Here is a 4,167-nt window from a genome sequence, read left to right on the forward strand (position 1 = left end):
GCACAGAGCGCATGAACCGTCGGGTGGGGACGGTTTCCGAGGAGCCAGGGGCGGTGTACCGCCTCTTCGACGACATGCCCCTGGGCGTGTTCGTGCTTCGGGACGGCATGCTCGTGCACGCGAACCCCGCCATGTCGCGCCTGACGGGCGTCGCGCGCGAGCTGCTGGTGGGACAGCCGGTGACGGCGCTCCTGTGGGAGCCGGGGCCGCTGGAGGACCCGGCGGACCGGCTCGCGCGGCGGCTGGGCACGTCTCCGGTGGCGGGCACCTACGAGGCGTGGCTGCACGTCGCGGGCAGCGGGGTGCGCGTGGAGCTGACGGTGCATCCGCATGCCCGGGATTGGGTGGTGCAGGTGCGCGACGTGACCTGCCGCGTGCGGCGCCGCACGGTGCTGCGGCGGCTGGCGGAGCTGGGGAGCGCGGTGCGCGCGCTGCACTCCGAGGACGCGGTGCGCGAGGAGGTGTTCCGGGGGCTGGAGGCGCTGGAGCTGGGCTTCGCGTGGTTGACGCCCCGGGGCGTGGGCGTGGAGCTGTCCGTGGCGGGGCTGTCCCCCCGGCTGGTGCCGCACGCGCCGGCGCTGGGTGGCCGCGTCCGGGCGGAGGCCCCCGGCGGCTGGGCGCCCGCGCTGGTGCGCACCTGGCGCGACGGCGACGCGTGGGTGGAGGACCTGGGCGCGGAGGCGTCCCGGTTCGTGTCCGAGGCGCGCATGGACGCGGTGCTGGCGGTGTTCCGCCGCGCGGAGACGCACCGGGCGGTGGGGGTGCGCATCGACGTGGAGAGCGCGCCCACGGCCATGCTGGTGCTGGCCTCGGAGTGGCTGAGCGAGGAGGACGTGTCCGCGGTGCGGCTGTTCGGCCAGCAGGTGTCGTCCGCGCTGGACGCGGCGCGCACCATCCAGCGGCTGAGCGTGCGCGCCACGGCGCTCACCGCGCTGGGACGGCTGGCGGCGCAGGCCGCGTCCGCGCCGCACCCGCGCGCCTTCTTCGGCTCCGGCACGGAGGAGATCTCCGGCCTGTTGGGCTGCGACGCGGTGTGCCTGCTGCTGCCCGCGGACACGCGGCACGAGCCGGGCGAGCCCCTGGAGCTGGTCTACTCGCGCGGGCTGTCCGAGGACGCGGTGGCGCGCGTGCGCCGGGCGCGGCTGGGCTCGCTTCCCCGTCCGGGAGGGATGCCGGACGCGGTGCAGGTGCTGGAAGCGGAGGCGTGTCCCGCGCCCACGCGCGACGCGCTCCGAGCGCTGGCGTTCCAGACGCTGGTGTCGGTGCCGCTGCGGGTGCGCTCGCGGGGCGTGGGCACGCTGAGCGTGCTGTTCCACGCGCGGCGGCGGCTCACCGCGCTGGAGGTGGAGACGCTCCAGGCCATGGGCACGCACTTCGCGGCGGCCATCGAATCCCACCGGCTGCTGGACGAGGTGCGCGGCCGCGCGGAGGACCTGGCGCTGATGCACGAGGTGGGCAAGGCGCTGGCGGCCACGCTGGAGCTGGACCGGCTGCTGGCCACGGGCGTCACCAGCCTGGCGCGCATCGTGGACGTGCCGGACGCGTACGTGCTCCTGCCGGACGCGGAGGGCCAGCGGCTGGCCATCCGCGCGGCGACGGGCGGCCACCCGGAGCTGCTGGGGCGCGAGGTGCCGCTGGACCTGTCGTCGAACTCGCTCGCCGCGCAGGTGTTCCGCACGCGCCAGCCGCTCCGCGTGGAGGACGCGGACACGGAGGTGCGGGTGAACGACGAGCTGCGCCAGGCCGCGGAGGGCCTGGCGTACATGGTGCTGCCGCTCGCCGTGCACGACCAGATGGTGGGCGTGGCGGTGATGGTGGAGACGCGCCGGCCGCGCCGCTTCACGCCCGCGGAGCTGGAGCGGGCGGACGCCATCGCCAACCAACTGTCGCTGGCGCTGGAGGGCGCGCGGCTGGTGGAGGACCTGAAGCAGAGCTACGCGAAGCTGGCGCGCACGCAGGAGCAGCTGGTGAACCGCGAGCGGCTGGCCGCGCTGGGTGAGCTGTCCGCGGTGGTGGCCCACGAGGTGCGCAACCCCCTGGGCGCCATCTTCAACTCCGTGGCCACCATCCGCCGCATCGTCGGCCCGGAGAGCGCGGCGACGCCGCTGCTGGACATCGTGGGGGAGGAGGCGGACCGGCTGGACCGCATGGTCGCGGACCTGCTCACCTTCGCGCGGCCTCCGTCGCCGCACCCGTATCCGGTGTCGGTGGCGCAGCTGCTGGAGGAGGCCGTGGGCAGCGCGCTCTCCGACGTGGGCGCCACCTCGCCGCATCCGGTGCGGGTGGAGTGGGTGATGGAGGAGGGCGTGCCGCCGGTGACGGTGGACGAGCGGCTCATCCGTCAGTGCTTCCTCAACGTGGCGCTCAACGCCGTGCAGGCCATGCCCCAGGGCGGCACGCTGCGCGTGGTGGCGCGCAGGGCGTGGGTGGACCGGGCCGGCGTCCAGGTGGAGTTCTGCGACACGGGACCGGGCATCCCGCAGGAGCTGCGCACGCGCGTCTTCGAACCCTTCTTCACCACCAAGGCGCAGGGCACCGGGCTGGGGCTCGCCCTGGTGAAGCGCATCATGGATACGCACCTGGGCCAGGTGTCGCTGGACACGCCGGAGACGGGCAAGGGCACCATCTTCCGGCTCTTCCTGCCGCTGGAGCCGCCCGTGGCGCCGCCCCTGCCCCTGACGGGCGCCTGACAGACGCGCGAGCGGGGAGTGAACAGTCCCCTCACAGGGGCCCCCTTCGCGCGCCCGGGTCGGGTCTGCTTCCGGCTTCGAGGACGCACTCCCGGAGGGAGACGATGCACCGGTTCCAGGTCATGGCGGGCGCGGCGGCGTGGCTGCTCGGGATGGCGGGCCCCGCGCGCGCGGAGGAGCCGCGCGTGGAGCTGCGCGCGGTGGGGGAGCTGGGCTTCCTGGACGTCCTCGCGCACAGTCTGCGGGAGGGAAGCGACGGGACGATCTTCCGCTTCCCGGAGGACGGCGGGCAGGACAACCTCTACACGTTCGTGCGCCTGAGCGCGGAGCTGTCCCTGCGTGGGCGACACACGGTGGTGTTCCTGGTGCAGCCCTTGGACATCCAGACGCAGGTGGTGCTGCGACGGGACGTCACGCTGGACGGGCTCACGTTCCCGGAGAACACGCCGCTGGACGTGCGCTACGCGTTCCCATTCTACCGGGCCAGCTACCTCTACGACCTGCTGGGCGGCCCCGAGCGGGAGCTGTCGGTGGGCGCCTCCCTCCAGCTTCGCAACGCGACGTTCGTCTTCACGTCCGCGGACGGGACCTTGCGGCGGGCCAACCGGGACGTGGGGCCGGTGCCGCTGCTCAAGGTGCGCGTGCGGTGGCCCTTGAGCCGGAACTGGTGGGTGGGGCTGGAGGCGGATGGCAGCTACGCGCCGACGGCCCTCATCAACGGGGATGACGACTCCGCCACGACCGGGGCGCTGCTGGACGCGAGCCTGCGCGGCGGCGTGCGCATCACGGACACCGTGGAGGCGTTCCTCAACCTGCGCTACCTGGGCGGCGGCGCGCGCGGCACGTCGGACGACAACGGCGAGGAGTTCAGCGACGGCTTCACGAGCAACTGGCTGAGCACCGCCACGGTGTCGCTGGGCCTCCAGTACCGGCTGCCGGCGCTGGACTGAGCGCCTGGGGGCTCAGGCGCCGGCGTCGGCGTTGAGGAAGAGCCACATCACGCCGAAGCCCAGGGCGCACGCCAGGGCGACCACCAGGAGCATGGCCCAGAAGCGGTACTGGGGCGGAATGGGCCACAGGCCCGCGAACGGGCTGCCGCCCGCGGACTTCGCGGGCTTCTTCTTCTTGCTGTTGCGCTTCTGGGCGGCGAGCTCTTCCTCGCGGCGCTTCAGCTCCGCTGCCTTGAGGGCCGCGGAGATGTCCATGTCGTAGCCCACGAGCGTTTCGCGCGTCTTGGTCCGCACCTGCATGGGGCGGGTCTCGTGGGGACGCTCGTCGACGACGGGGGCCTGGCGGCGCGGGGCCTCCTTGGGCGGGACGTAGGGGGTCGCCTTCTCGTCCAGGTAGGCCGGCATGTTGCCGGTCGTCTGGGACAGGGCGCCGAAGATCTTCGCGGCCTCCAGGGCCTCGGTGGCTTCGCCCGCGCCCTGGGGCTTCCAGGGAACGGGCAGCTCCTCCTGGGACATGGGGCGGGTGG

3 protein-coding genes are annotated in these 4,167 nt (G+C 74.0%); 2 read left to right on the forward strand and 1 reads right to left on the reverse strand.

Annotated features, from left to right (window positions below):
• Nucleotides 1-53 precede the first annotated feature (53 nt).
• Nucleotides 54-2,690: an ATP-binding protein gene (locus D7W79_RS39590; RefSeq protein WP_338078851.1), complete on the forward strand. Its 2,637-nt coding sequence runs from the start codon at nucleotides 54-56 to the stop codon at nucleotides 2,688-2,690.
• A gap of 104 nt (nucleotides 2,691-2,794) precedes the next feature.
• The gene (locus tag D7W79_RS39595) at nucleotides 2,795-3,640 is read left to right on the forward strand and encodes an outer membrane protein (RefSeq protein WP_120530395.1); all 846 of its coding nucleotides are present in this window, start codon (nucleotides 2,795-2,797) and stop codon (nucleotides 3,638-3,640) included.
• 12 nt (nucleotides 3,641-3,652) lie between these two features.
• Here the strand turns inward: D7W79_RS39595 and D7W79_RS44085 are convergent.
• Nucleotides 3,653-4,167 (reverse strand): hypothetical protein (locus tag D7W79_RS44085; RefSeq protein WP_158617166.1); only part of this gene is annotated, 515 nt, incomplete at its 5' end.

Source organism: Corallococcus exercitus (assembly GCF_003611585.1).
GTDB lineage: Bacteria > Myxococcota > Myxococcia > Myxococcales > Myxococcaceae > Corallococcus > Corallococcus exercitus.

Excerpts from the sequence above, each read along its gene's own strand:
- D7W79_RS39595 (WP_120530395.1), top strand. The coding sequence starts at position 2,795 with ATGCACCGGTTCCAGGTCATGGCGGGCGCGGCGGCGTGGCTGCTCGGG.